Raw genomic sequence first — 25,457 nt, 5'->3', positions numbered from 1 at the left:
ATAAAAAAGAAAGAATGATAATGAGCAATCATGCTCTAATGTAAAGGGACGCACATGAAGTGCGTCCCTACAACATATACTAAACTTACCAACTAATCCTGATAATATACCCGTTTTACACGGTTAGAGACACTGGTCAGAATCTCGTATGGAATGGTGTCCAACCACTCTGCCAATGTCGTAACCGGCAAAGCATCACCAAAGATAATCACCTTATCTCCTTCCTTACAATCAATGCCAGTCACGTCTATCATACAGACATCCATACAGATATTCCCCACATACGGAGCCTTCTGTCCGTTCACCAGGCAATAACCGTGCCCGTTGCCCAAGTGACGGTTCAATCCATCTGCATACCCGATAGGAATAGCGGCGATACGCGAATCCCGTTGCAAGGTCCCTTTGCGGCTGTAACCTACCGTTTCATCGGCCGGGACATCATGTATTTGGAGAATGGTCGTCTTCAGGGTACTGATATTGTGCAATACCTTGTTCGTAAACGGATCGATGCCGTAAAGGCCGATACCCAGACGCACCATATCGAACTGAGCTCCCGGATAACGTTCGATACCTGCCGTATTGCAGATATGACGCAGAATCTTATGTTTGAAACCCTCCTGCAAGGCAGTAGAAGCCTGTTCGAATGTCTCAATCTGCTTACGGGTGAAACTATCAAAGCGTTCCGCATCACTTCCCACCAAGTGTGAGAATACCGAACGGGGAATCACGGCCGACTGACGGTGCAGACGATCTACCAAGTGTGGAATCTCTTCGGGCAAGAAACCCAACCGGTGCATACCGGTATCTATTTTAATATGGATAGGGAAATTGCTGACTCCTTCATGTTCGGCCGCTTTTATCAGCTCATCCAGCAGATGGAAACTATAAACTTCCGGCTCCAGCTTGTAATCGAACATGGTACGGAAAGCCGTCACCTCCGGATTCATGATGATAATGGAACTGTTGATACCTGCCTTACGCAAATCGGCCCCTTCATCAGCCACCGCTACAGCCAGATAATCCACCCGTTGGTCCTCCAAGGTCTTGGCAATCTCGAATGAACCGGCTCCGTAGGCCGAAGCCTTCACCATGCAGACCATCTTGGTCTCCGGTTTCAACCGGTTACGGTAATAGTTCAGGTTATCCACCAACGCATTCAGATTGATTTCCAGAATCGTTTCATGTACTTTCAGTTCCAGCAAATCAGTTATCGCATCGAAATGGAACGCACGGGCACCTTTAATCAGTACCACCTCATTGCGCAACCCATTCAGAATACCGGAATCAATCAGTTCTGCCGTTGTACGGAAGAAATGTTTTTCCAGTTCAAAACGGGAAGAAGCCGCAGAAATCTCCGGACCGACGCCGATAATTTTATCGACCCCCCGACTATGTACCAAATCGGCTACCTGCCGGTACAGCAAACTGCCTGTCTGACCCGATTCCAGGATATCTGAAAGAATCAGTGTACGCTTGCGTCCTTTGTCTTCGGTACGTCGAGCCATAAAATCCAATGCGATATCCAACGAAGCAAAATCGGAATTGTAGCTGTCGTTTATCAGCACACATCCGTTCTTCCCCTCTTTCACCTCCAGACGCATGGCTACCGGCTCCAGATGCAACATCCGTTCGGCAATCGTTTCAGGAGGTACCATCAGATACAAGGCCACAGCCAGGCAATGCAACGAATTTTCGATGGAAGCATCGTCAATGAACGGGATGCGGTATTCCTTGAAGAATCCCAAATAACGGTATTTGATAGTGGTTCCGGTCTCATCCTTCTGGATATGCTCGATAAACAACGGACGTTCGGTATCCTTCATAGACCAGGCTATCTCACGGGCCGTAAACAAAGACTTGGAAACACAACTGCTGATCTGTTCATTGTCACCATTATAAATAATCACATCGCAATCCTTGAACAATTGCAGTTTCTCCATGCATTTGTCCTGGGTAGAAGCAAAATTTTCCTGATGGGCTCCACCGATATTCGTCAATATACCAATGGTAGGCTGGATAATCGGCTTCAAAGCCTCCATCTCGCCCATCTCCGAAATGCCGGCCTCGAAAATTCCCAATTCTGTTTGTTCATTCATCATCCAGACAGACAAAGGAACCCCAATCTGAGAATTATAGCTACGCGGAGAACGGGTGACCACACGGTCCGGGCCTAAAAGTTGGTACAACCATTCCTTGACCACCGTTTTTCCATTACTTCCGGTAATTCCGATGACAGGAACCTGGAATTGCTCCCGGTGTTTGGCCGCCAACCGCTGTAAAGCCTTCAAAGGTTGGGCTACCTGCAGGAAATTGGCATCCGGATAATCTGCCAGATTCTCCGGCAAATCACTTACGACAAAATTGCGTACCCCCCTTGTATAAAGGTCAGGAATATATTTATGACCGTCGTTCCGTTTGGTCTTCAAGGCAAAGAACAAAGTCTCTTCCGGGAAACACAACGAACGGCTGTCTGTCAGTATCCAATCAATGGCAGCCGGGGTGTTTCCGCTGCGTTGGGCTCCAATAATAGAACCTATTTCTTCAATAGTGCTTGACATAACTCGATTTCATTTTGCACATCTAAGTACGGTAATTTTTCTTTTAGCGCATCTATTTTTAACAGAATTTGACTTAAAAAACGCTGGTAAGCATCCGATTGGGCATCGAAAGGACGGTGTTCCAACCCTTTGCGGATTTTCTCCCACTCCTGCATAATCTGTCGGGTAGCAGGACTGAAACAGGTTTCACAGAAGCATTCCCAAATATAATCTACTGCCACAGGAGAAGGGTGCAACATATCGTCTGCATAAAAACGGTAATCACGGAGTTCATCCATCAGAATCTCGTACGAAGGGAAATAGTGACAATACGGAAGCCGGATACAAAGCTCTTCAACAGCCAATAGAAGGACAGCCTTATTCAGCTGATTTCCATGCATTCCGTCTTTTGCATGACGGATGGGACTAACCGTAAACAACACATTCAACCGGGGATTCCGATGATGCAAATCCTCCAGAAGTTCCAGATAGGTGGAAACAATTTCTTCAACCGATAGTAATCGGCGTACAAAACAATGGTCGGGCAATTTATGGCAATTACCGACTATACGCCCGTCTTCCTTCCATTGATATACCCGGGAAGTCCCCCATGTGAACAACAGCCAATCAGCCTGCTGCAAATGCACACGTCCCGCATTGAACCGACCATTGATACGTGCCAGACACTCTTCCTGCGAACGGGAAGAAAAGACGCTATGATGCATCAGGCTAAACCAAACACCTTGATGTTCCAGCAACCGGTCGGCAGTATACGGTTTGCCTTCCAGCAGTTCGCTCAACGCCTCTGCTATGGAAAACGGATTATATAACACTCCGAACGGATTGACATCGCAGGAGAACTTATTATCGGTCAAACGTTTCCCGATATTCTCCGCAAAACAGGACCCCCACAGCATCATCGGGTCGGCATGACCGATAGAGACCTGTCCCAAAGGCAATTCTACTTTTGTACGAAAATCCATAAGCCTCTCTGATACGTTAAAATTTTGCACAAATGTAAGCAGATTAGATATATTTATACTATTTTTGTGCAACTAATGTTTAATGAAAACAGGATGGAACAGCAAAATTCATGCGAATTGTTGAATAAAATAGATAGCCCGAGCGATTTGCGGAAGCTACCTGTTACAGCACTGCCGGAAGTATGTGCCGAGCTCAGGAACAAGATTATCGATGAGCTCTCCCGGAATCCGGGACATTTCGGTTCTAACCTGGGAGTGATTGAACTGACTGTTGCCCTTCATTATATCTACCATACCCCTTACGACCGCATTGTCTGGGACGTAGGCCATCAGGCATACGGCCACAAGATTCTTACAGGCCGTCGTGACCAATTCTGTACCAACCGGAAACTGAACGGATTACGTCCGTTTCCCAGCCCGGAAGAGAGCGAATATGATACCTTCACCTGCGGACACGCTTCCAATTCCATTTCCGCCGCATTGGGAATGGCTGTAGCTGCCGCCAAGAAAGGAGAAGAAGACCGCCATGTAGTAGCCGTCATCGGTGACGGTTCAATGAGTGGAGGACTGGCCTTCGAAGGTCTGAACAATGCCTCATCTACTCCGAACAACCTACTTATTATCCTGAATGACAACAACATGGCTATCGACCGTAGCGTAGGAGGCATGAAACAGTGCTTGCTGAACATGCACACTTCTCAAGGATATAACCGGATGCGGAATGCCATTGCGCGCAAGTGTTACCAATGGGGTATTCTGAACGATGAACGCCGGAAAAGTCTTATCCGCTTCAATAACAGCCTGAAATCAATGCTCATGCAGCAACAGAATATCTTCGAAGGCATGAATATCCGGTATTTCGGTCCCATAGACGGACACGATGTACTGCAACTGACCAAGGTATTGAAGGAAATCAAGGACATGAAGGGCCCCAAACTGCTTCATATCCACACCGTCAAAGGAAAAGGCTACAAGAAAGCCGAAGAAGCAGCTACCGTTTGGCATGCCCCCGGTACATTCGACAAGGAAACCGGTAAACGCTTCATCGCAGATACCCAAGGACTCCCTCCCCTCTTTCAGGATGTATTCGGAGAGACTTTGCTGGAACTCGCCAAACAGAACGACCGCATTGTAGGAGTTACACCCGCCATGCCGACAGGGTGTTCCATGAATATACTGATGAAAGAGATGCCGGACCGTGCTTTCGATGTCGGCATAGCCGAAGGACATGCCGTAACCTTCTCGGGAGGCATGGCTAAAGACGGTCTGCTCCCGTTCTGTAACATCTATTCCTCGTTCATGCAACGGGCATACGACAATGTGATACACGATGTAGCGATTCAAAAGCTGAATGTCGTACTCTGCCTGGACCGTGCCGGACTGGTAGGAGAAGACGGACCGACCCATCACGGAGTATTCGATCTGGCTTACATGCGTCCCATTCCGAACCTGACCATCGCTTCACCCTACGATGAACATGAACTGCGCCGGTTAATGTATACCGCCCAGCTTCCGGATCAAGGTCCTTTCGTCATCCGCTATCCGCGGGGAAGAGGAGTATTGCCAGACTGGAAATGTCCGCTTGAAGCCGTAGAAGTAGGTAAAGGGCGGAAATTAAAAGACGGAAAAGACATAGCCCTCATCAGTATCGGTCCTATCGGGAACACTGCCGCCCGAGCCATTTCACGGGTAGAAAAAGAAACCGGTTGCAGTATTGCCCACTACGACCTCCGCTTCTTGAAACCCCTTGATGAAGAAATGCTGCATGAAATCGGGAAAAATTTCAGCCGGATTGTTACAATAGAAGACGGAGTACTGAAAGGAGGTATGGGCAGTGCCATCCTGGAGTTCATGTCCGACAACGGCTATTCCCCCCAAGTGAAACGAATCGGCATTCCCGACCGCTTCATCCAGCACGGTCCTGTCAAGGACCTCCATGCAATATGCGGAATGGATGAGGCCGGTATCTACCAAGTATTAACACAGATAGTAACTATATGAAAATCATCATTGCAGGAGCAGGAGCTGTAGGTACCCATCTGGCCAAGCTTTTATCCGGAGAGAAACAAGACATCATTCTGATGGATGAAAGCGAAGAAAAACTGGGAAAAATCAGCAATAACCTTGACCTGATGACCGTCAACCATTCGCCTACTTCCATCAACGGACAAAAGGCAGCCGGTGTAGCCGGCGCCGACCTGTTCATTGCTGTCACACCCGACGAAAGTCAAAACATGACAGCTTGTATGATCGCTACCCGATTGGGAGCCAAGAAAACCGTAGCCCGCATTGACAACTATGAGTATCTGCTGCCTAAGCACAAAGAATTTTTCGGGACGTTGGGAGTTCACTCGCTTATCTACCCGGAAATGCTGGCGGCGAAAGACATTGTAGATGCCGTCAAAATGAGTTGGATCCGTCAGTGGTGGGAATTCGCCGGAGGCGCACTGATTCTGTTAGGAACCAAGATGCGCGAAACGGCAGAAATCCTGAACGTACCGCTACACGAAATGGGAGGTTCGAATATCCCTTTCCACATTGTAGCCATCAAACGAGGAGCAGAAACCATTATTCCCCGCGGTGACGACAGTATCCGATTGAATGACATCGTCTATTTCACCACCACCAAGAAATACATCCCATACATCCGGAAAATCTCAGGAAAAGAAAACGAAGCGGATGTACGGAACGTCATGATTATGGGAGGAAGCCGTATCGCCGTACGTGCTACCCAATACATGCCTAACTATATCCACTGTAAAATCATTGAAAGCAACCCTAGCCGCTGTACTCGTTTGACGGAACTGGTAGACGACGGCGTAATGGTCATCAACGGTGACGGACGGGATATGGAACTACTGCTGGAGGAAGGAATCAAGAATACGGAAGCGTTTGTAGCACTGACTGAAAGCTCAGAGACAAATATCCTGGCCTGTCTGGCAGCCAAACGCATGGGAGTCACCAAGACGGTAGCCGAAGTAGAAAACGTGGATTACATCAGCATGGCCGAAAGCCTGGACATCGGTACCGTCATCAATAAAAAATTCATCGCTGCCAGCCACATCTATCAGATGATGCTGGATGCCGATGTAACAAACGTCAAATGTCTCACCTTCGCCAATGCCGATGTAGCCGAATTCACCGTCAAGCCCAATGCCTACATAACGAAAGCCCCCGTAAAGGACATCGGACTGCCTAAAGGAGCCACCATCGGTGGACTGATCCGGAACGGTGAAGGTATGTTGGTGACAGGTAACACCTTAATCAAAGAAAACGACCATGTAGTCGTGTTCTGTTTAGGGATGATGATAAAGAAACTGGAAAAATTCTTCAATTGAAAATTCCGTTAGAAATGCAAAGTAGATTTGGCAATTTAAACAGGTCTACTTTGCTTTTTTTCATTTATTTTGATTCATGAGTCAAAATAAATGCCTAACTTTGCAACCGCAACAGAAAACTGTATCCATGGAAATCCGTAAAAAAGGTGTCATATTACTTCTATTCTTCCTGGCATGTATGCTGACAGGAAAGGGAGTTCCTGCCTTTCAGCACCTGTATACGGAGGAAATTACGGAAGAACAGCATTTCACCTGCCAACGGAGAGAGTGTGTACAGGAATCAGGAAACATACCTTTAGACAGAACAATCCGTCATTTATACAACAGTCAGGTAGCTTATCCACAATCAGTCAGCTACTATGTTCTGACAGACAATTCCTTCGGGAAATTACTTCCCCATATACCTAGAGAAGTGTCTCTACTATTCAAATCGCCTTTACCCTCCCAACAACACAAAGGCTGGATCTGGCGCCATCCTCTTTCGGGAAGAGCAACAGACTATTATGTATATGGGCTACAAAAGCTTCTGATTTAGCCAACAACCTTTTCTTCCCCTCAGACCATCCTGTCAAACAAATGGTCAACAACATGCGGTACTCCATAGTTGATATTGGGTACCGGATATTTCTTTGTATCATTACAAAACTTTTACTATATGTTCTTTACATTTATTATTGTCGTTATTCTTACGGCAGTAGCCTTAGTTGTAGCCGCCATGACAATCGCCCATCTGATTGCCCCACGGTCTTTCAACCCACAGAAAGGCGAACCGTATGAATGTGGTATCCCTACTCGTGGGGAATCATGGGTACAGTTCCGCGTAGGCTATTACCTGTTCGCAATCCTGTTCCTGATGTTCGACATCGAGACTGTATTCCTCTTCCCGTGGGCTGTTGTAGCTGCATCGGCAGGTACTTACGCATTGGTATCGGCAGCCTGTTTCCTGGGAATCCTCATTTTAGGCCTGGCTTACGCTTGGCGGAAAGGAGCGTTGGAATGGAATTAAAGAAACGTACAGAAATCCGCTCGATGGAATATGAGGATTTCAAGAACAACGATTACCTGGAACGCCTGGTACAACAGCTGAATCAGGACGGAGCCGGAATCATACTAGGTACAGTAGACGAACTCATCAACTGGGGCCGTAGCAACTCTTTGTGGTCATTGACCTTCGGTACCAGTTGCTGCGCCATTGAATTCATGGCCCTGGGAGCAGCCCGCTACGATATGGCCCGTTTCGGGTTCGAAGTAACCCGAAACTCCCCCCGTCAGGCAGATATGATCATGGTATTGGGTACCATTACTTACCGCATGGCTCCTGTACTGAAGCGTCTGTACGACCAGATGGCCGAGCCCAAATACGTAGTGGCTGTAGGTGGCTGTACCATCAGTGGCGGTCCTTTCATCAAATCCTATCACGTAGTGAACGGTATTGATAAGATTATTCCGGTAGATGTCTTCATCCCCGGATGTCCTCCACGTCCTGAAGCCTTCTATTACGGCATGATGCAGCTGCAACGGAAAATCAAAGTTGAGAAATTCCTGGGCGGAGTGAACCGCCAGGAGAAGAAACCTGAAGAGAAAGGAGAAGAATAAGCATGGAACTCATTGAAAAGATTAAAAAGACAGCTCCAGATGCTACTGTTTCCGAAAACGGAGAACCTGTAGTCAGCGTCAGCGCACAAGAGCTGCACCAAGTGGCAGAAGCTCTTTACGCAGATTCTGAACATCCCATGGATTACCTGCGCGACATCGTAGGTATGGACTGGGGCGAAACAGGACTGGGAGCCCTCTACCTCCTGGAATCGACACGGACCGGACACCGCATTATCCTGAAGACTGTAACAGCCGACCGCGAACAGGCCTTCCTGCCTACGGTATCCGACCTGTGGAAAACCGCCCTCATCAAAGAACGGGAAGTATTCGACTTCTTCGGTATCCGTTTCCTGAACCATCCGGATATGCGCCGCATCTTCCTGCGCGAAGACTGGAAAGGATATCCGCTCCGCAAAGATTATGACATGAACTCGAATCCATTGAATATGGAGAACGAGGTGAATGCCGATATCACCGATGAATATTTCCTGAAACCGGACGGCACAATAGCCGATAAAAAGAATATCGTGTTCGACCAGAAGGACTTTGTAGTAAACATCGGTCCGCAACACCCGTCTACACACGGTGTGCTGCGTATGCGTACTTCGCTGGACGGTGAGAATATCTGCAAGGTAGACCCTATTTTGGGTTACATCCACCGGGGCATCGAAAAACTGAACGAAAGTCTGACCTACCCTCAGACACTGGCTCTGACAGACAGACTGGACTACCTGAGCGCGCACCAGAACCGCCATGCCTTGTGCATGTGCATTGAGAAGGCGGCAGGTATCGAAATTTCCGAACGTGCTCAGTACATCCGTACCATCATGGATGAACTGCAACGTATCGATTCACACCTGCTGTTCTATTCATGTCTGGTAATGGATATGGGTGGACTTACTCCTTTCTTCTACGGATTCCGCGAACGTGAAATGATACTCGATATTTTCGAAGAGACAACAGGAGGAAGACTTATCCAGAACTACAACATGATAGGTGGTGTACAAGCCGACATCCATCCTACCTTCTGCACTAAGGTAAAAGAGTTCATCGCCCATCTACGCAGCGTCATCAAGGACTATCACGACATTTTCACAGGAAACGTCATCGCACGTACCCGTCTGCAAGGAGTGGGTATCCTCTCACGTGAAGATGCCATTTCGTTGGGCTGTACCGGCGGAACAGGACGAGCTTCAGGCTGGGCCAACGATGTACGTAAGCATCACCCGTATGCCTTGTACGATAAGGTAGATTTCAAGGAAATTACCTATACCGAAGGAGACTCGTTCGCCCGATACATGGTGCGTATGGACGAAATCATGGAATCCTGTCACATCATCGAACAGTTGATAGACAACATTCCAGCCGGTGAATACAAGGTAAAGACAAAACCAATCCTGAAACTTCCCGAAGGTGTATTTACCAGTTCGGTAGAAACAAGTCGTGGTGAATTCGATGTCGTATTGGAGAGTCATGGCGACAAGACCCCGTACCGTCTGCACTATCGGTCTACAGGTATGCCGCTGGTACATGCCATGGATACGGTATGCCGCGGACAGAAAATCGCGGACCTAATAGCCATCGGTGGTACACTGGACTTCGTAATCCCGGACATCGACAGATAAAATTTTAGGTTTGTTTGAGTCTTTGAATCTTTGGTCTGCAGGCTATTTCTGTTCAAGACCTACGTTTAAGGACCTGGAAAATGGCAACAAGCCAAGGCCGTCCGTCCGGACGGCAATCTTCCAACAAGCCTGAAAACTAAAAAACTAAAAATAAAAAAAGCATATGGAACAATATTACGACCTTACCCCGCTACTGAACCTCATCCATACATGGTTATGCGGATGGATGCCGGAGTGGCTGGCCCTGACGCTGGAAGGTATTGTGGTAGGAGTATTCATCCTTATCATGTATGCCGTGCTGGCGATCATCCTCATCTATATGGAGCGCAAGGTATGTGCGGCTTTTCAGTGCCGTATCGGTCCGAACCGTGTAGGTGGAAAAGGCGGTCTGCTACAGGTACCTGCCGACGTCATCAAGATACTGACGAAGGAAATCATCACCTTGAAGAACGCTGACCGTTTCCTTTATAATCTGGCACCTTTCCTGGTTATCCTGGCCTCCATCCTTACTTTTTCATGTTTGCCTTGGAACAAGGGAGGAGAAATCCTGCACATGAACATTGGAATCTTCTTCGTACTGGCGGCCTCATCCATCGGTGTACTAGGTATCCTGTTGGCCGGATGGAGTAGTAACAGCAAATACACCCTTATCGGTGCAGTGAGAAGTGGAGCCATGATTATCAGTTACGAACTCTCCATCGGTATCTGCGTACTCACAATGGTAGTACTGAGCGGAACAATGGACATACAGGCTATTGTGGCCAACCAAGCCGACGGATGGAACCTGTTCAAAGGACACATCATAGCCATAGCCGCTTTCATCATCTACCTGATAGCAGGAAACGCCGAAGCGAACCGTGGTCCGTTTGACTTGGCTGAAGCCGAACAGGAACTTACCGCCGGTTACCATACGGAGTATTCAGGTATGCACTTCGGTTTCTTCTACCTGGCCGAGTACCTGAACCTGTTCATCACAGCCGGTATTGCTACGACACTCTTCCTGGGAGGCTGGATGCCGTTACATATCAGCGGCCTGGACGGATTCAATCAGGTAATGGATTTCATACCGGGTGTAGTCTGGTTCGTGGGCAAGACCTTTGCGGTGGTATTCCTGCTGATGTGGATACGCTGGACTTTCCCCCGATTGCGTATCGACCAGGTATTGACACTGGAGTGGAAGTACCTGATGCCGGTATCACTGGTAGTATTACTGCTCATGACCGTTTGCAAGGTCTTTGGGCTGGTGTTTTAACGTCAATTGAATGATCATGAGTACACTGAAAGAATATCTGGAAGGATATGCCGGCGGAATCAAGAGTCTGCTGGTGGGCATGCGCACCTCGATGAAGGTGTTCTGCCAGAAAAAGGTGACGGAACAGTATCCGGAAAACCGTCATACCACCCTCCACATCGCCGAACGTCACCGTGCCATGCTCGTCATGCCACACGATGAGGAGAACCATCACCACTGCATAGCCTGCGGCCTGTGTCAGATGAACTGCCCGAACGGTACCATCCGTCTGACTACCGAAATGCAAGAAGATGGAGAGGGGAAAAAGAAAAAAGTATTAGTTAAATATGAGTATAACCTGGGCTCGTGCATGTTCTGCGAAGTCTGTGTGAACGTCTGTCCGCAACATGCCATCCGTTTCAGCAACGAGTTTGAAAATGCTGTATTCGAAAAAGAAAAGCTGCTGCTCACACTGAACCACGAAGGGTCATCACTCGCCAAATGACAGAAGATTATGGGAATTACACTTCAAGAAATCGCATTCTATGCCGTAGCCGTCTGTATCATCGTCTGCTCAGTATTGGCCGTAACCACCGGCAAAATCCTGCGGGCGGCCACCTATCTGCTGTTCGTACTCTTCGGTACCGGAGCCATCTATGGAATTCTGGGATACACCTTCCTGAGCGCAGTACAGTTGATGGTATATGCCGGAGGTATCGTGGTGCTGTATGTATTCTCTATCCTGCTCACTCAGTCGGATAAAGATATGAAATACCACATCCGTCGCGGCAAACTCGTGAGTGTACTGCTCACGACCTTGATTGGGGCCGGATTGGTACTCTTCCTTTTGGTAACCAACGGATTCGCATTAAATCTGATTCCGCAAGGCGATGAGCTTCCTGTAGAACAGATAGGCCAAGCCCTGATAGGAACGGACAAATATCAGTTTGTACTGCCGTTCGAGGTAGTCAGCTTCTTGCTGCTTGCCTGCATGATAGGCGCGATACTGATAGCCAGAAAGGAAGAAAAAAAGGATTGATGAAACTCTTTTAGACAGGAACCGAAAAGCTGTCGGTCAGCCGATAGACGGATACCACCAGCATGTATTCGGTACTTCTGTCTAAAAATAAAAAAAGAGAAAAAAATGGAAATAGAAATACATGTCATACATTACCTGGTCATCAGTACCGTGATGATGTTCTGCGGCGTGTACGGATTCTTCACCCGTAAGAACCTGCTTGCCCTCCTCATCTCTGTGGAACTGATGCTGAATGCCACGAACATCAATTTCGCCGTATTCAACCGTTACCTGTTCCCGGGGCAACTGGAAGGACACTTTTTCAGCCTGTTCGGCATCGCCATTGCAGCCGCCGAGACTGCCGTAGCCATTGCCATCATCATCAATGTATACCGCAACGTCAAGCATATATTGACCGATGATATCACCGACCTGAAAGGATAAACGCTTAACGATTCAACAAACAAGTTTATGGACTATACGATTCTAATACTCGCCCTGCCGCTACTCAGCTTTCTGGTGCTGGCGCTGGCAGGCATGAAGATGCCGCACCGCGTGGCCGGAGCTATCGGTACCCTCTCCTTGGGAGCCGTAGCTGTACTGAGCTACCTGACGGCCTTCAGCTATTTTACAGCCGAACGGACAGCCGAAGGAACCTACCCGACCCTTACCCCGTGGAACATCGACTGGCTGCCGTTCACCCAACAGCTGCACATCGACATGGGAATCATGCTGGATCCCATTTCCGTGATGATGCTGATTGTCATCTCTACCGTCAGCCTGATGGTACATATCTATTCTTTCGGCTATATGAAAGGTGAAAAAGGTTTCCAGCGCTACTACGCTTTCCTGAGCCTCTTCACTTTCTCCATGTTAGGACTGGTGGTAGCCACCAATATCTTCCAGATGTATGTGTTCTGGGAGCTGGTGGGAGTATCTTCCTACCTGCTTATCGGTTTCTACTACACCAAACCGGAAGCCATCCTGGCCTCAAAGAAAGCCTTCATCGTTACCCGTTTTGCCGATTTAGGCTTCCTCATCGGTATCCTGATTTACGGCTACTACATGCAGACCTTTACTTTCACCCCTTCGGAAGAACAGTTGATGAAAGCCGGTATGGTACTGCCTTGGGCCTTGGGACTGATGTTTGTAGGAGGTGCCGGTAAGAGTGCCATGTTCCCGTTGCATATCTGGTTGCCGGATGCCATGGAAGGTCCTACACCGGTATCTGCCCTCATCCACGCCGCTACCATGGTTGTAGCCGGAGTGTATCTGGTAGCCCGCATGTTCCCGCTCTTTATCGGATTTGCTCCAAGTGTACTGCACTGGGTAGCCTACATCGGTGCTTTCACCGCCTTCTATGCCGCCTCGGTAGCCTGTGCACAGAGCGACATCAAGCGTGTACTCGCCTTCTCCACCATCTCACAGATAGGATTTATGATGGTAGCTTTAGGTGTATGTACTTCCATGAACCCGCACGAAGGTGGTCTGGGTTACATGGCCGGTATGTTCCACCTGTTCACTCACGCCATGTTCAAGGCACTGCTTTTCCTGGGAGCCGGATGTATCATCCATGCCGTACACAGCAACGAAATGGAAACCATGGGAGGTCTGCACAAATACATGCCTATTACGCACATCACCTTCCTGATAGCCTGTCTGGCCATTGCGGGAATCCCGCCGTTCTCAGGTTTCTTCTCAAAAGATGAGATTCTGACGGCCTGCTTCCAGTTCAGCCCGGTCATCGGTTGGGTAATGACAATCATTGCCGGTATGACCGCATTCTACATGTTCCGTCTGTACTACTGTATCTTCTGGGGTAAGGAGAACAAAGAACTTCATGCAGCTCATGTTCCGCACGAAAGTCCGCTGAACATGACTTTCCCGCTGATGTTCCTGGCTGCCGTTACACTCATAGCCGGTTTTATCCCCTTCGGACATTTTGTATCGGCAAACGGTGAAAGCTATGACATCCACCTCGATATACAGGTAGCTGCCACCAGCATCGTAGTAGCACTCATTGCCATCGGTCTGGCTACCTGGATGTATGCCCGCGAGAAACAACCCGTGGCCGAAATGCTGGCACGCCGCTACAGTGGTCTACACCGGGCTGCCTACAAGCGTTTCTATATGGATGAAGTCTGGATGTTCGTTACCAAACGCATCATCTTCCGTTGCATCTCTACCCCGCTGGCCTGGTTCGACCGCCATGTAATCGACCAGTTCATGAATTTCATGGCCTGGTGTACACAGGCTTTCGGTGTTACCGTACAGCCAGCCCAAAGCGGACGTATACAGACCTATACCATGTGGTTCCTGGGTGGTATCATCCTGCTGACTTTGGTACTTCTGTTGTTCTAATCATTGAAAAGAAAAAATAAACTGATATGAATCTATTGAGTCTATTCGTTCTGATACCTCTGCTCATGCTGCTGGGCCTTTGGATAGCCCGCAACGTAAACCAAGTCAGAGGCGTGATGGTAGCCGGTTCATCGCTGTTGCTCATACTGGCCGCCTACCTCACCGTGTCGTATATCGGACTTCGTCAAGCCGGTGCCACCGAAGAAATGCTCTTCACAGACAGCATCAGCTGGTACGCACCGCTGCACATCTGCTATTCGGTCGGCGTAGACGGTATTTCGGTAGTCATGCTGCTGCTGAGTGCCATCATCGTCTTCACCGGAACCTTCGCTTCGTGGAAACTGAAACCGCTCACCAAAGAATACTTTCTGTGGTTTACCCTGTTGAGTACCGGTGTATTCGGTTTCTTCATCTCCACCGACCTGTTCACCATGTTCATGTTCTATGAAGTGGCGCTCATTCCTATGTACCTGCTTATCGGCGTATGGGGAAGCGGCCGCAAAGAATATGCAGCCATGAAGCTGACTCTGATGCTGATGGGAGGTTCCGCATTCCTGCTCATCGGTATTCTGGGTATCTACTACGGTGCCGGAGGCGAAACCATGAACATTCTGGAAATCGTACAACAGAAGATACCGACCGAAATGCAACGCATCTTCTTCCCGATGGTATTCCTGGGATTCGGCGTATTGGGTGCCCTTTTCCCGTTCCATACCTGGAGCCCTGACGGTCATGCTTCAGCCCCTACCGCTGTAAGTATGCTGCATGCCGGGGTACTGATGAAACTGGGTGGTTACGGCTGTTTCCGCATCGCCATGTATCTGATGCCGACCGGAGCCGCTATCTGGGGCGACTTCTTTCTGGTATTGACCACCATTTCCGTTGTATACGGTGCCTTCAGTGCCGTCGTACAGACCGACCTGAAATACATCAACGCCTACTCTTCTGTAAGCCACTGCGGACTGGTACTCTTTGCCTTGCTGATGATGACCCGCGTAAGTGCTACCGGTGCCATCCTGCAGATGTTGAGCCACGGACTGATGACCGCCCTCTTCTTTGCCCTCATCGGTATGATATACGGCCGTACCCACACCCGTGACATCCGACAGCTGAGTGGATTGATGAAAATCATGCCGTTCCTGGCCGTAGGTTACGTGATAGCCGGTCTGGCCAACCTCGGTCTGCCGGGTCTGAGTGGATTCGTGGCCGAAATGACAGTCTTTGTCGGTTCTTTCCAGAATCCGGATCTGTTCCACCGTACCTGCACCATCATTGCCACAACCAGTATCGTCATTACGGCTGTGTATATCCTGCGTGTAGTAGGAAAAATCCTTTATGGTACCTGTCAGAACCCGGAACACCTGAAACTGACGGATGCCACCTGGGACGAACGTTTTGCGGTCATCTGCCTGATTATAGCCGTTGCCGAACTGGGATTGGCACCTTACTGGGTAAGTCACCTCATCAGCGGTAGCGTGGAACCTATCATCTCACAACTCATACATTAATTGAATTATGAATATAACAGCATTATTCCCGATGCAAGCTGAAATCAGCCTGGCGGTCATACTCATCATTATCCTGCTGGCCGACCTGATACTGAAGGCACCGCATCACAAAGCCCTGCAGACACTGACCTGCACACTGATGGTAGTACAACTGATACTGAATCTGGTACCGGTAAATCAGGAACTCTTCGGAGGTATGTACAACAGCACCACCATGGCTTCGGTAGTGAAAACCATCCTTACAGCCGGTACCCTGCTGGTATTCATGCAATCCGGACGCTGGCTGTCCGGTGAGGACACCCGCCACAAAGCCGGAGAATTCTACCTGCTTACTTTGAGTACCTTGCTGGGTATGTATTTCATGGTCAGCGCAGGCAGCTTCATTCTTTTCTATGTTGGACTGGAACTGGCCAGTATTCCGATGGTCTGCCTGATAGCCTTCGATAAATACCGTCATCACAGTGCCGAAGCCGGAGCCAAATTCATTCTGAGCTCCATGTTCTCTTCTGCATTGATGCTGTATGGCTTGTCATTGGTATACGGTACTTGCGGAACCACCTATTTTGCCGACCTGCCTCAAGCATTGACAGGTACTCCCCTGCAACTGATGGCGATGGTCTTCTTCTTTGCCGGTCTGGGCTTCAAGCTGAGTCTCGTTCCGTTCCACATGTGGACGCCGGATGCCTACCAGGGTGCTCCGACTCCGGTGAGCGGATATCTGTCCGTTATTTCCAAAGGAGCCGCCGCATTCGCCCTGATGAACATCCTGCTGAAAGTCTTTACTCCAATGACGGAAGAATGGGGACTGATGTTGAGTGTCACCATTGTACTCACCATCACCATCGCCAACGTCTTCGCCATCCTGCAGCAAGACCTGAAACGATTCATGGCCTACAGTAGTATCTCGCAGGCGGGTTACATCCTGCTGGCTGTATTGGCTGGCAGCGAACAGGGAATGACAGCCCTGGTATACTACATCGTTGTGTACATCGTAGCCAACCTGGCTGTGTTCGGTGTTATCGGAGCCGTAGAACAGCAAACCAACGGTCGGGTAGACCGGGAAGCCTATAACGGACTTTATCAGACCAATCCGAAACTGAGCTTCGTCATGACACTGGCTCTCTTCTCACTGGCCGGAATTCCGCCTTTCGCCGGATTCTTTTCGAAGTTCTTCGTATTCGCTTCAGCCTTCCACACCGGCTATTGGCTGGTAGTCTTCCTGGCCTTGGTAAACACCATCATTTCGCTGTATTACTACCTGCTGATTGTAAAAGCCATGTACATCACTCCGAACGAGCATCCCGTACCTGCATTCCGTTCCTCAGCACTGATGCGTACCAGTCTGGTTGTCTGCCTCATCGGTATCGTCCTACTGGGTATCTGCAGCGGAGTCTATCAGTGGATTGACAAATTCTGATAAACCGACAGAAGAATATATTCCTTGAAACGGAAGGACAAAAGGGCAGAACAAGCATCCGTCCCTTTTGTCCTTCCGTTTTTTTTTAGTTCTTCGCTCTTCATTCTTCATTTCCATTAGTTAATTCTTCATTCTTAATTTATTTTTTCTATTTTTGCAAATAGATAAGTAAACATTTTATTTTGAGTCACTATGTATCCATTAAAATTTCAACCGATTCTGAAATCCACCTTGTGGGGAGGTGAAAAAATCATTCCGTTCAAACATTTGGACAGCAATCAGACACAAGTAGGCGAAAGCTGGGAAATCTCTGACGTTCCGGGCGACGAATCCATCGTAGCCAACGGTGCCGATGCAGGCAAGAACCTGACACAAATGGTCAACGAATACAAAGGAGCATTGGTAGGCGAAGCCAACTACAAACGCTTCAACGGCAAATTCCCGTTGCTCATCAAATTCATCGATGCCCAGCAGGATTTGTCCATCCAGGTACACCCGAACGACGAATTGGCCATGAAACGCCATAACTCCATGGGTAAAACCGAAATGTGGTATGTAGTAGATGCTACTGCAGACGCTCACCTGCGTTCAGGTTTGTCTAAAGCCATTACGCCAGACGAATATGCCCAGATGATTGCCGACAACACTATCTGCGACGCCTTGAAGGATTATTCCATCAAACCGGGCGACGTATTCTTCCTGCCTGCCGGACGTATCCACAGCATCGGTGCCGGCTCATTCATCGCCGAAATCCAGCAGACTTCCAACGTAACTTACCGTATCTACGACTTCAATCGTAAAGACAAGAACGGTAATACCCGCGAACTGCATACCGAACTTTCTAAGGATGCCATCGATTATACCGTTTACGATGACTACCGCACCAACTATACACCGAAAGAAAACGAACCAGTAGAACTGGTAACCTGCCCGTATTTCACTACAACCGTATACGATTTGACTGAAAAGATGAGCATGGATTACAGCGAGCTCGACTCTTTCGTCATCTACATCTGCATGGAAGGTGCCTGCACCGTAACCGACAACGAAGGAAATACCATCAGCCTGCAGGCAGGTGAATCTGTCCTGTTCCCGGCTACAACCCGTTCTCTGGAAGTAGTTCCGGAAGGTAAAGTCAAATTCCTGGAAACTTACGTATAATCTTTATTTTTCACCATTCAGACCCTGTACCCTTCGGCTACATACCAGCCCGGAACGGAACAGTGGTCTGAATGGCCTTTTTATATACACGAATCTTTATCATGAAAAAATCAACGACATTCTGGCTCAGTCTGGCATTCACAGGTTTCCTGGCAGGCTGTTCCACCGCACAGCAGGAAACCGCCCCAATAGATTATACCCAATACGTCAATCCTTTCATCGGAGCAGCCGACAACGGTCATACATTCCCGGGAGCCTGTCGTCCCTTTGGGATGGTACAGACCAGCCCCGTAACCGGAGCAGTGGGATGGCGTTACTGCTCGGAATATGTCTACAGTGATTCCATCATCTGGGGATTCACCCAGACTCACCTGAACGGTACCGGCTGTATGGACCTGGGCGATATTCTGGTAATGCCGGTTACCGGCAACCGCCAGCGCAACTGGGACGGCTACCGCAGCCGCTTCCAGAAATCCACCGAGAGCGCTACACCGGGATATTACACCGTTACCCTCGATGAACCGGGCGTAAAGGCAGAACTGACTTCTACCATCCATGCAGCCCTGCACCGTTATACCTATAACAAGGCTGATTCTGCTTCTATCCTGATAGACCTGCAGCACGGTCCGGCCTGGAACGAAAACCAATATCACTCACATGTACGCAGTTGCGAAGTACAGTGGGAAAATGACAGTACACTGACCGGTCACGTAAACAACAGTGTATGGGTAGACCAGGACTATTTCTTTGCCATGCAGTTCGACCGTCCGGTAGTAAGTACAGTCGATTTGCCGATGGGTGAAACCGAAAAAGGGAAACGCATCGTCGCTACCTTCCAGGTACAGCCGGGCGAAGCCGTACAGATGAAAGTAGCTCTCTCTACCACCGGTATCGAAGGAGCCAAAGCCAACTTAAAGGCCGAGATTCCGGGTTGGGACTTCGAAGCTGTACGCCAGGCTTCCAAGGATGAGTGGAACAGCTACCTGAGCCGCATCGAAGTACAGGGAACCGACGAGCAGAAAACCAACTTCTACACTTCACTGTACCACGCCTTCATCCAGCCGAACGAAATTTCGGATGTAGACGGCAAATACCGTAACGCAGCTGATTCCATCGTACAGGCTACCGGTGGGAAGTTCTATTCTACCTTCTCTGCATGGGACACTTACCGCGCCGCTCATCCGTTCTACACCATCGTTACTCCGGAACGTGTAGACGGTTTCGTCAACTCCCTGGTAGACCAGGCCGATGTACAAGGCTTCCTGCCTATCTGGGGACTGTGGGGCAAGGAAAACTACTGTATGGTAGCCAACCACGCCGTTTCCATCGTGGCAGAAGCATATGCCAAAGGTTTCAAAGGTTTCGATGCCGAACGTGCCTTCCAGGCCATCAAGCGTACCCAGACCATCTCGCACAAACTGAAATCCAACTGGGAAAACTATACCAAGTACGGCTATTTCCCGACCGACCTGACTGAAGCCGAATCAGTATCTTCTTCACTGGAAAGCGTATACGATGACTATGCAGCCGCCGATATGGCTACCCGTATGGGCAAGACAGAAGACGCAGCCTACTTTGGCAAACGAGCTGAATATTATAAAAATCTGTTCGACCCTGAAACGAAGTTCATGCGTCCGCGCAAATCTGACGGAAGCTGGAAATCTCCGTTCAACCCCAGTCTGGTAGGACATGCTGAAAGTACCGGTGGCGACTATACCGAAGGAAATGCCTGGCAATATACCTGGCATGTACAGCACGATGTTCCGGGACTGATTGAACTGATGGGAGGTGCTGATGCCTTCACTGCCAAACTGGATACCTTCTTCACGTTGAAACTGGAAACCACCCAGGCCGACGTAACCGGTCTGATTGGCCAGTATGCCCACGGTAACGAACCGAGCCATCACGTAACTTACCTCTATGCGTTGGCCGGCAAACCGGCACGTACCCAGGAACTGATCCGTGAAATTTTCGACACCCAGTATCGTCCGGAACCCGACGGTCTGTGCGGAAACGACGACTGCGGTCAGATGTCTGCCTGGTACATGTTCTCAGCCATGGGATTCTATCCGGTGAATCCGGTAAGCGGCGAATATGTATTTGGCGCCCCTCAGATGCCGGAATTCGTACTTCACCTGGCCGACGGAAAGACCTTCACCATCAAGGCAGAAGGACTCTCTGAAACCAACAAGTACGTAAAGAGCATCACACTGAACGGCGAACCGTATACCAAAAACTTCATCTCACACGCCGATATCATGAAAGGTGGTACACTGGTTTACCAGATGACAGACCAGAAATAAAAAACAAACGGACGTTTTACCTCAAACGCCTAAACGTTCTCATTCAAACGAACGGACGTTCTGACTGAAACAAACGGACGTTTTCCATAAATAAAAAGAGCTTGACATTTCCTCTGTGGGTGTCAAGCTCTTTTCATCTCCTATAATCCGGAGCTGTAACTTCAATTCATGGAAACGAATTTCAGACAAACCGGTTTCGACATTTCAATTCTTTCGCCGGTATTCTCCAGTAATCCAGTTTCAGTATTGCGGGCAAATACCTGAATCTCATTGGTATCCCGGCAGGCTACCAACAGAAATTTACCGTTCGGCGTGATGATGAAGTTACGCGGATGAATTCCCGTAGACTGATATCCCACCTTATCCAAGGTACCGTCTTCCGGATTGACCGAGAAAATAGCAATACCGTCTCCCTTCAAACGGTTTGAAGCATAAACAAAATTACCGTCAGGCGATATGTGGATATCCGCACTACCCCGTGCATCGAGCGTATCAGCCTTGATGGTCTGGATGGTATCCAACTTCATTTCATCGTAAGAAAGCACAATGACATCTCCTGAAAGTTCCGTAATCAGGTACGCATGCTTCCCGTCGGGCGCAAAGCAAGTATGCCGTGGACCTGCTCCCGAAGTTAACTGGACATCGTATGCAGCTGTACGATCCAACAATCCCTTACCTTGCTTATCGTTTACCGGAAAAACATGAATACAGTCAGTACCCAAATCATTGGCCAACATCAAGCGGTTATCTGGTGTAAAGAGTACGCAATGCAAGTGCGGTTGAGCCTGTCGTTCACTATCGGGACCGTGTCCGGAAAAATCCAGTGTATCGCCTTCCAAAAGTTCACCGTTTTTCCCTACCGGGAATACTGTTACATTCCCTCCCATATAATTTGCAGTCAACACGTAATCTTCCTTAGGACTCAACACGATGTTACAAGGAGCCCCTCCTTTCGTCGGTTGTGTATTCACCAAAGAAAGCATTCCTTTCTCACGGTCGAAAGTCAATGCGTTGGCGGTAGAAGTCACTCCTTCATCCTCACACACTGCATACACCCGGCTCCCATCGGCCGAAGGAGTTAGAAATGAAGGGTTCGAAATACCGGAGAATCCGCTCCGGTATGTTCCTTTCCCGGTCTCCTGATTGAATACATACACACGGATGCCTTCCTCCTGCGGTTGGGCATAACTTCCCACCAGCAGATAATATAACGAATCTGTATTCTCTGCAGAAACAGCCTCTGTCTGTTTGGCACTTCCCATACAACTGCTTCCTGTCAAGGCCATAGCGGCCATACATACACCTATCAATGTCTTCATATTCCTTATGGTTTGATTTTCTGTAAAAGCTTTCAAAAATAATTAAAATCCATTACATTTTGGCAAAATCACAAATATTTCGTATCTTTGCATTCAGATATTATCACAGACTTGGGGTTGTTTGGTTTTGACAGCGAGAGATGTGGTATGTAAGCATGCAGTGCGTCAGTGATTTGCACTATAATCTCAGTTACTGAACAATTATCTGGCAACGAATCTTATGCTCTCGCTGCTTAATCGAAGTATAGTAGATTAACTTTATTCCCGTCACAGTGACGGGAACGAGACATCGCTCAAAAGCTCTTGTTCCGAAGCGTTTGGTCCAGCGGTGCAGTAAATTCGGGAATAGTTCCGGCCGGGTTCCGAGGCCGGGATGAAGTTTTAGGGACTAAGGTATAAGTGGGTGGCTCTGGTCTTGCTTATGCACGAAAACCGAAGGCAGAGATAAGCATGTAGAAAGCGTATGGCTTCCTCGTTTGGACGAGGGTTCGACTCCCTCCAGCTCCACGAAAAAAGACATTGATAATTAAAGGATTTACAAAACACCCGAAATATAAGTTCGGGTGTTTTTTTATATTCATACCACCCGTTATACCAATCTGATACCTATCAATACAAACAAATGTGGGGCTCTTCACCGAGCCCCACATTCCCCTAACTAAAAATCAACTATGCCCTAATCAGAAACAACTTACAATGTCCAGCCTGCAGTCCAGTCTTCATCGGCCTTTACTGCACCTTTATAATTTGTTTTTGTAAAGAAGGAATCAGCCGACAAGTCTTTGCCTCCATCTGCAATACCTACATACTTATCTGTCCATGAGAATGTCTGGTTGGTAAGGTTTCCGGTAGCTTGTGCAAAATCAGCATTTGTATAGATATTTTCCTTCGATGTCAGTTCCTTGCTGATAGCTACATATTCCAGTTTGGAAGTACCTTCCTTCAAGGCATTTTCAGTTTCGGCAGTTTCTACTGTCAACGGTTTTTCTTTTCCGGTAATCAAGGTATTATACAGTTCTACCTGTGTACCGGCACGCAGACGTACTCCCTGTGCATCGCCACCGTTACCGACAAGAGTCGCATTGGCAATAACCGGATGAGCAACCGGAGTAGCAGCATAATTTGAACCGTTATTGTCGCATTCCATCAGACAGTCGCAGGCATAACCCAACTCATCTTCCGTTGACTGATAAGCAACCAGGAATTGTGCTTTTCCGTTCCAGCCTTCAGTCCAGTCGAATGAATCGTCACTACAATCCGTAGCCACCATATATTTTACATTCACAGATCCGCCAAAAAATTCGAAACCATCGTCAGATCCCTGATAAGCCTGCAGGTGTTCCACCGTCGTACCATTTCCTACACCGTAAAACGAAACGCCATTGGCTTCGTGTTCCTCATCGAAAGCATATCCTGTATATTCCAAACGAATGTATTTCAGCACACCAGAATTATCATTGTCGTCATTGCCACCATAAGTAGCATTACCTATTTCAGATTTTCCTGTACCTCCGGCAGCGTTCGTATGTGCATAGCCACAGATGTGCAAGCCACCCCATGCTCCCGGTTCTTTCTTTTCGGAAGTCATGACAATCGGTGCATCAGCAGTACCTTCTGCATTGATTTTTGCTCCCTGTTCAATCAGGATATAGTCTACTACATCATCATGCTTGGCTATCAGTGTCACTCCCGGTTCTATATTCAAGGTAGCTCCAGCCTTTACGGTATATTCACCCGTCAGGTAATAAGTCTGTCCTTGAGACAAAGTCTTCTCTCCTGTCAGTTCACCCTGTAAAGTTTCCGGTTCTACTGCTGCTTCTGTTCCACTGGTCAATGTCCATCCTGCTGTCCAGTCATTATCGGCCGGAACAGCTCCACGGTATTCAGCTGTATCAAAGAAACTATCGTTCACTTTTGTTCCTCCAGCTACTGTACCCACATAATAATTGGTCAGTAAAGGAGTGACATTTGTCTGATTTGTTTCGATTCCGACAAAATCTGCATTCGTATAAATGTTTTCTTTCGAAGAGAGTTCTCCACTGATAGTTACATATTCCAATTTTGAAGTACCATTCTTCAAGGCATTCTCTGTTTCAGCCGTCTCAACAGTCAGCGGTTTGCCTTTTCCTACAATAATGGCATTATACAATTCCACTTCGGTACCCGCACGCAAGCGCATACCTTGACTGTCACTGCCGTTTCCTACCAATGTAATATTTGAAAGAACAGGATGTGCTACCGGCGATGCTGCATAGTTCGTACCGTTATTATCACATTCCATCAGACAATCACAGGCATAACCCAGTTCATTTTCATTGGCCTGATAAGCTACCAGATACTGTCCTTTACCGTTCCAACCTTCTGTCCAGTCGAACGAGTCGTCACTACAGTCAGTAGCCACCAGATATTTCACATTTACCGAACCTCCGAAGAATTCGAAACCATCATCCGATCCCATGTAAGCCTGCAAATGTTCTACTGTCGTACCGTTTCCTACCCCGTAGAATGAAACACCGTTGGCTTCGTGTTCTTCATCGAAAGCATATCCGGTATATTCCAGACGGATATATCTCAAGATACCAGAATTATCGCTGTCATCACTGCCACCGTATGCAGCATTTCCAATCTCAGAGCTTCCTGTTCCGTTGTTGGTATGTGCATAACCACAGATATGCAGACCACCCCATGCTCCCGGTTCTTTCTTCTCTGAAGTCATGATGATAGGCTGAGAAGCTGTACCCTGCGCATCAATCTTTGCTCCCTGTTCTACCAGAATATAATCTACCTTATCGTCATATTTGGCTGTAAGAGTCACTCCCGGCTGAATGGTCAGTGTTACCCCTGGCTTTACATGAATACCTCCATTCAGCGTATAACTCTTTCCTGTTTCCAAAGTCAGATTTTCTGTGATATCCTTATCAAGCACATAGGTTTCTTCGTTACCCCCATTATCACCGCCATTTTCATTAGCCGGTGTATCATCACTACAAGATACAGCAAACAGTGACATTCCGGCAACCAAAGCCATCGTTGCAAATTTCCAGTTCTTTTTCATATACA

Annotated in this window: 18 protein-coding genes, 1 other RNA gene and 1 pseudogene; 15 read left to right on the top strand and 5 right to left on the bottom strand. The window is 48.2% G+C overall.

What is annotated here, in order from left to right; all coding sequences use genetic code 11:
- Window positions 1–92 precede the first annotated feature (92 nt).
- Together C510_RS0107715 and C510_RS0107710 are read right to left on the bottom strand one after the other, a co-directional pair.
- On the bottom strand, window positions 93–2,558 hold the full coding sequence (locus C510_RS0107715) for a bifunctional UDP-N-acetylmuramoyl-tripeptide:D-alanyl-D-alanine ligase/alanine racemase (protein ID WP_018710768.1): 2,466 nt from the start codon (window positions 2,556–2,558) through the stop codon (window positions 93–95).
- The gene (locus C510_RS0107710) at window positions 2,534–3,520 is read right to left on the bottom strand and encodes a GSCFA domain-containing protein (protein WP_018710767.1); all 987 of its coding nucleotides are present in this window, start codon (window positions 3,518–3,520) and stop codon (window positions 2,534–2,536) included. The genes C510_RS0107715 and C510_RS0107710 overlap by 25 nt, the downstream gene beginning before the upstream one ends.
- Window positions 3,521–3,613: 93 nt before the next feature.
- Between C510_RS0107710 and dxs the strand changes: the two genes are divergently transcribed.
- From dxs to C510_RS0107635, 14 genes are all read left to right on the top strand, one after another.
- On the top strand, window positions 3,614–5,521 hold the full coding sequence (gene dxs / locus C510_RS0107705) for a 1-deoxy-D-xylulose-5-phosphate synthase (protein ID WP_018710766.1): 1,908 nt from the start codon (window positions 3,614–3,616) through the stop codon (window positions 5,519–5,521).
- On the top strand, window positions 5,518–6,858 hold the full coding sequence (gene trkA / locus C510_RS0107700; protein WP_018710765.1) for a Trk system potassium transporter TrkA: 1,341 nt from the start codon (window positions 5,518–5,520) through the stop codon (window positions 6,856–6,858). Before dxs ends, trkA begins: the two co-directional genes overlap by 4 nt.
- A gap of 655 nt (window positions 6,859–7,513) precedes the next feature.
- Entirely contained in the window at window positions 7,514–7,864 is a 351-nt protein-coding gene (locus C510_RS0107690) for an NADH-quinone oxidoreductase subunit A (protein ID WP_018710763.1), read from the top strand.
- On the top strand, window positions 7,855–8,454 hold the full coding sequence (locus C510_RS0107685; protein WP_018710762.1) for an NADH-quinone oxidoreductase subunit B: 600 nt from the start codon (window positions 7,855–7,857) through the stop codon (window positions 8,452–8,454). The genes C510_RS0107690 and C510_RS0107685 overlap by 10 nt, the downstream gene beginning before the upstream one ends.
- A gap of 2 nt (window positions 8,455–8,456) precedes the next feature.
- Window positions 8,457–10,079, top strand: a complete 1,623-nt coding sequence (locus C510_RS0107680) for an NADH-quinone oxidoreductase subunit D-related protein (RefSeq protein WP_018710761.1) — start codon at window positions 8,457–8,459, stop codon at window positions 10,077–10,079.
- Between the two features lie 163 nt (window positions 10,080–10,242).
- Window positions 10,243–11,331 carry an NADH-quinone oxidoreductase subunit NuoH gene (gene nuoH / locus C510_RS0107675; protein ID WP_018710760.1) on the top strand — a complete coding sequence of 363 codons (1,089 nt, stop codon included), beginning with the start codon at window positions 10,243–10,245 and terminating at the stop codon, window positions 11,329–11,331.
- Window positions 11,332–11,347: 16 nt separating this feature from the next.
- The gene (locus C510_RS0107670) at window positions 11,348–11,815 is read left to right on the top strand and encodes a 4Fe-4S dicluster domain-containing protein (protein WP_025892334.1); all 468 of its coding nucleotides are present in this window, start codon (window positions 11,348–11,350) and stop codon (window positions 11,813–11,815) included.
- A 9-nt stretch (window positions 11,816–11,824) separates the two neighbouring features.
- On the top strand, window positions 11,825–12,349 hold the full coding sequence (locus tag C510_RS0107665) for an NADH-quinone oxidoreductase subunit J family protein (RefSeq protein ID WP_018710758.1): 525 nt from the start codon (window positions 11,825–11,827) through the stop codon (window positions 12,347–12,349).
- Between the two features lie 105 nt (window positions 12,350–12,454).
- Window positions 12,455–12,772: an NADH-quinone oxidoreductase subunit NuoK gene (gene nuoK, locus C510_RS0107660; protein WP_018710757.1), complete on the top strand. Its 318-nt coding sequence runs from the start codon at window positions 12,455–12,457 to the stop codon at window positions 12,770–12,772.
- A gap of 27 nt (window positions 12,773–12,799) precedes the next feature.
- Window positions 12,800–14,689 (top strand): NADH-quinone oxidoreductase subunit L, encoded by a 1,890-nt coding sequence (gene nuoL, locus C510_RS0107655; protein WP_018710756.1) that lies wholly within the window; start codon window positions 12,800–12,802, stop codon window positions 14,687–14,689.
- A gap of 26 nt (window positions 14,690–14,715) precedes the next feature.
- On the top strand, window positions 14,716–16,197 hold the full coding sequence (locus tag C510_RS0107650; RefSeq protein WP_018710755.1) for a complex I subunit 4 family protein: 1,482 nt from the start codon (window positions 14,716–14,718) through the stop codon (window positions 16,195–16,197).
- A 4-nt stretch (window positions 16,198–16,201) separates the two neighbouring features.
- Window positions 16,202–17,614, top strand: a complete 1,413-nt coding sequence (locus C510_RS0107645) for an NADH-quinone oxidoreductase subunit N (protein WP_025892332.1) — start codon at window positions 16,202–16,204, stop codon at window positions 17,612–17,614.
- Between the two features lie 192 nt (window positions 17,615–17,806).
- A complete protein-coding gene (locus C510_RS0107640) occupies window positions 17,807–18,775 on the top strand; it encodes a type I phosphomannose isomerase catalytic subunit (protein ID WP_018710753.1) in 969 nt (322 codons plus the stop codon).
- Window positions 18,776–18,876: 101 nt separating this feature from the next.
- Window positions 18,877–21,078 carry a GH92 family glycosyl hydrolase gene (locus C510_RS0107635; protein ID WP_026320148.1) on the top strand — a complete coding sequence of 734 codons (2,202 nt, stop codon included), beginning with the start codon at window positions 18,877–18,879 and terminating at the stop codon, window positions 21,076–21,078.
- A 161-nt stretch (window positions 21,079–21,239) separates the two neighbouring features.
- Here C510_RS0107635 and C510_RS0107630 read toward each other — a convergent pair whose 3' ends face one another.
- Window positions 21,240–22,397 carry a lactonase family protein gene (locus C510_RS0107630; RefSeq protein WP_018710751.1) on the bottom strand — a complete coding sequence of 386 codons (1,158 nt, stop codon included), beginning with the start codon at window positions 22,395–22,397 and terminating at the stop codon, window positions 21,240–21,242.
- Between the two features lie 113 nt (window positions 22,398–22,510).
- Here C510_RS0107630 and ssrA point away from each other — a divergent pair.
- Window positions 22,511–22,907: a transfer-messenger RNA gene (gene ssrA / locus C510_RS17070) on the top strand.
- A 181-nt stretch (window positions 22,908–23,088) separates the two neighbouring features.
- Here the strand turns inward: ssrA and C510_RS17750 are convergent.
- Together C510_RS17750 and C510_RS17745 are read right to left on the bottom strand one after the other, a co-directional pair.
- Entirely contained in the window at window positions 23,089–24,231 is a 1,143-nt protein-coding gene (locus C510_RS17750) for a hypothetical protein (RefSeq protein ID WP_244870465.1), read from the bottom strand.
- 132 nt (window positions 24,232–24,363) lie between these two features.
- A pseudogene (locus tag C510_RS17745) lies at window positions 24,364–25,452 on the bottom strand (hypothetical protein); the annotation flags it as partial.
- Window positions 25,453–25,457 lie beyond the last annotated feature (5 nt).

The sequence above is a fragment of the Phocaeicola barnesiae DSM 18169 = JCM 13652 genome, assembly GCF_000374585.1.
Lineage (GTDB): Bacteria > Bacteroidota > Bacteroidia > Bacteroidales > Bacteroidaceae > Phocaeicola > Phocaeicola barnesiae.
This window is presented reverse-complemented; position numbering and strand designations above follow the sequence as displayed.